Raw genomic sequence first — 3,784 nt, 5'->3', positions numbered from 1 at the left:
ATTTCAAGCCAAACTCAAACAGCGCGCGCCGATTGAGTATCGGCACGCGCTGGCAGCTTAGCTTTTTTCATCTGTCTACTTGACAGGGGTATGACCAGGTTGAAATTCCCTGACGGTTTTTTTTATTTATTTTTGCGGTAGAAAGATGGTTTGACACCGTCTATTTTCTTAAAAGCTTTGCTGAATGACTGAATATCGGAGTATCCAAATTTTTCGGCAATTACAGTCAAAGATTCCGTAGTGAACTGAATTATCTCTTTCGCTTTTTCAATTCGTAACATCTGGTGATATTGTATCGGACTCATACCGAATGTTTTTTTAAACAAATGAATTAAATAAAACTTGCTTATTCCTGAGATGTGAACGAGCTCGTCCACTGTCACCTTTTGATCGATATGATGTTTCAAGTAGTTGCGAATTTTAACCAATTCATCCATGTTGGTAACCAGATGAGGATTCTGGTTCCAATAATTCTCGCGAAGGAGATGGATAAACAGTTGAATGAACATACCCTTCACATTGGTCTCGTAATAAGGCAGCTTCATTTGGAATTCATTAATAATTTCAAATAGCATATTCTCGATAATAATAGGATTTCGAAGCCTCAGGTGGCTCGCAATCTTAAGCGAATTACTATCCAAGACGTCTTCGCGGAACCACATCATTTCCTCCTCAGAAATCTCCTCCAACGGTTTAAAAGAAATTTTCACATCAGGACTGTCTTCCTTAAATATCAAATCAAAATGCAAATGTGGTTGCCGCAACATTCCGGTACCTATTTTCATAATGGAATGCGGTTGTTTCGGTCGAAATAGAAATAAATCCCCAGGTTCTCCTTCATAAGTTTGATTTTCGATGGTTACTTTTACCCTTCCTTCTTTTACATAAAGAAGCTCGTAATCAAATAGAACTCGTTCTTGCAAGTGCCATTGTGACGGAACTCTACTGTCCATTGCCACACGAATATATGGAGAAAGCTTTTGAAACAACATTCGGGTCACCTCCGAGAGAAAATAAATAAAAAGCAATATATGATAAGTATTTAAAAATTATTGCCAAGGACTTTTAACTTATACTAATATACAATGAATACGTGGAAAGCGCTACCGTTAAGCGTTTCTAACATCATCAATACTTTAACAATACAGAACAACTTATTTGTATTGTATAAGCAGATGATGGGAAAGGCATAAAATATTATAGGAGGAAAAAACAATGAATGTATCCGCTGGGTGGATTGCCAATGATCAGGTTGTGTGCTGAATATCGACAACTGTTGTGGGATCGATAATACCAAATATAAAGGGGATGTTAGGTATGGCTTATCAGAAAAAAATGGGTTTGGCTGCAGTGGTTATCATGATGCTGATAACGGCAGTATTGTCGGGATGTACAGGCGGAAATGAAAAAGTAAACAATACGGCAGGAAACAAAGAAGGCTCTGCAGATAAGCAAAAGGACAAGTCCCTTACTGTGCTCGTGGAAGGCGGAAGCCCCGCTTTTAAAGTGGCCACAGCTACAGCGGAAGAATTCAAGACTGAAACGGGGTACGAAGTAAAAATAGAGGCTGTTCCTTATATCGGCGTTTTTGACAAGCTCAACGCGGAATTGAAAGCCAAAACGGGTTCTTACGATGCCGCGATAATCGACATTCTGTGGTTTCCCGCATTAGCGAGTGGCTTAGAGCCAATGGACGACCTGTTTACTGACGAAGTGAAGAACGACTTGTATCCTAACTTGATTGATGGCGGAAAAGTAGATGACAAAATTTTCGGCATGCCGGTTTGGACTAACTCCAAAACCATGCTTTACCGGAAAGACATTTTTGAAGATGCGAAAGAAAAAGAAGCTTTCCAAAAGGAATACGGCTATGAACTGAAGGCGCCAACCAACTGGCAGGAGTATCGTGACGCAGCTAAATTCTTCACGCGCGATACGGACAACAATGGCGAGATGGATATGTATGGTACAGGTGTATTAGGTAAAAATAACGGTGATTCCGTTGCGAGCTGGCTGGATCATGCTTTGCAAGCCGGAGCAGACCAACTCGTAGTCGGTGAAGACGGTAAAGCAAATGTAAACACAAAACCGTACGTAGATGCTTTGGATTTCATCACTAAGGTTTTGAGAGAAGATAAATCGGCACCAGAAGGCGCTTTGAATATGGCTTCTGACGAAATTGCCGAGTTGTTCTGGAATGGCAAGATGGCAATGATGCTGGAATGGGGACATTTCTTCGTCCCGTCTAACGATCCTGCCAAATCGAAAGTAGCAGGAAAAGTAGCAGCTGCGCCGATGATCGGCGGAGATGCCGGAGTTGGTGTTGTACCTGGTCCATGGTATCAAGTCATTCCAGCCTCCTCCAAGCAGAAAGACATCGCTAAAGAATACATTAAATTCCTTTACGATCGCAATGACCAATACTTGGCTGCAATTGGTGTAGCCGCTCGTAAGTCTATCCTCGAAAATAGCGGACAGAAGCCTGAGTACGCTCATCTGCTTTCGCTTGGTGAGACTTTGGCAGCTAAGCAAACAAAGAACCGCCCTGTACTTGAGCACTGGAACGAGATTGAAAGCGAAGCGCTGATTCCTGCTGTACAAGCAGCTTTGTCGGGCAAAAAGACGCCGCAAGAAGCACTGGATGAAGCAGCTGAGACCATTAACGAAATTCAAGGTCAATAAAAATGAATGTATTGAGCGGAGGAGGGGCTCGCCTTTCCTCCGCTTTCTTTAATCGAATTGAAAAGGATGTGACTCCCATGACCAAGAGTGATCGGAGAACAGCCCTGTTATTCTTTTCACCGGCTGCTGTTTTCATGGTTCTATTTTTCGTTTATCCCATGTTTCTTCTGGCAAGAGACAGTCTGTTCGATTCCAAAACCGGTACGCAATTTGTCGGCGGAGAGAATTACATGAATGCTTTAACCTCGGCCCGTTTTTATCACTCCCTTTACAATACTATCGTTTTTGTAATTGGAGCGGTGTCGATCGAGCTCGTRCTCGGATTAATTCTGGCGCTGCTGTTAAGCACGGGTTTCAAAGGCAGTCATTTTGCGCGTACGTTATTTTTAAGTCCGCTTATGATCGCACCGCTTGTTTGCGGTTTAATTTGGAAGTTYATGCTCAACGATCAATTCGGAATTCTTAATTCCTTTCTTTTCAAGATGGGTATCATTGACAGCCCGCAGAGCATCTTGTGGTTGTCAGACGAAAGATTTGCGCTTMTKTCCTGCATGATAGCAGATATCTGGCTGACTACGCCGTTTATGATGCTGATCCTGCTGGCAGGCATACAAGGCATACCCGAAAGTCTGTACGAAGCAGCGCACATTGACGGAGCGAATAAGAGCCAATGTTTCTGGCGTATTACACTGCCTTGTCTTCGTCCAGTCATCGTCGTCGCCGTCCTGCTAAGAATGATATGGCCAGGAGTTTGATATNATACAAGGCATACCCGAAAGTCTGTACGAAGCAGCGCACATTGACGGAGCGAATAAGAGCCAATGTTTCTGGCGTATTACACTGCCTTGTCTTCGTCCRGTCATCGTCGTCGCCGTCCTGMTAAGAATGATTGATGCGGCACGCTCGTTTGATATCATTTGGGTTATGACCCAAGGAGGCCCTAACTTCGCCTCTTCCCTTCTGAGCACGATGATTTATAACACGATGGCTCGTTATAATCAGGTTGGATATTCCAGTGCGCTTGCCATATTATTTATGGTCGCGTTAATGTCAATTTGCGGGTTTTTCATGATGCGGTTGTGGAATCCGAACAAGAAAGCAG

Annotated in this window: 4 protein-coding genes; 3 read left to right on the top strand and 1 reads right to left on the bottom strand. The window is 43.1% G+C overall.

The annotated features are described in order from the left end of the window. Positions 1-122: 122 nt before the first annotated feature. On the bottom strand, positions 123-992 hold the full coding sequence (locus ASG81_RS29320; RefSeq protein ID WP_056643336.1) for an AraC family transcriptional regulator: 870 nt from the start codon (positions 990-992) through the stop codon (positions 123-125). Positions 993-1,317: 325 nt separating this feature from the next. Between ASG81_RS29320 and ASG81_RS29315 the strand changes: the two genes are divergently transcribed. The 3 genes from ASG81_RS29315 to ASG81_RS29305 all read left to right on the top strand — a co-directional run. Further along, entirely contained in the window at positions 1,318-2,682 is a 1,365-nt protein-coding gene (locus ASG81_RS29315) for an ABC transporter substrate-binding protein (RefSeq protein WP_056643333.1), read from the top strand. Positions 2,683-2,759: 77 nt separating this feature from the next. Then, positions 2,760-3,437, top strand: a complete 678-nt coding sequence (locus ASG81_RS29310; protein ID WP_081417661.1) for a carbohydrate ABC transporter permease — start codon at positions 2,760-2,762, stop codon at positions 3,435-3,437. Between the two features lie 4 nt (positions 3,438-3,441). Next, positions 3,442-3,784: carbohydrate ABC transporter permease (locus ASG81_RS29305; RefSeq protein ID WP_155972054.1), on the top strand; the 343-nt coding region annotated here is incomplete at both ends.

This window comes from Paenibacillus sp. Soil522 (genome assembly GCF_001428245.1).
Lineage (GTDB): Bacteria > Bacillota > Bacilli > Paenibacillales > Paenibacillaceae > Pristimantibacillus.
This window is presented reverse-complemented; position numbering and strand designations above follow the sequence as displayed.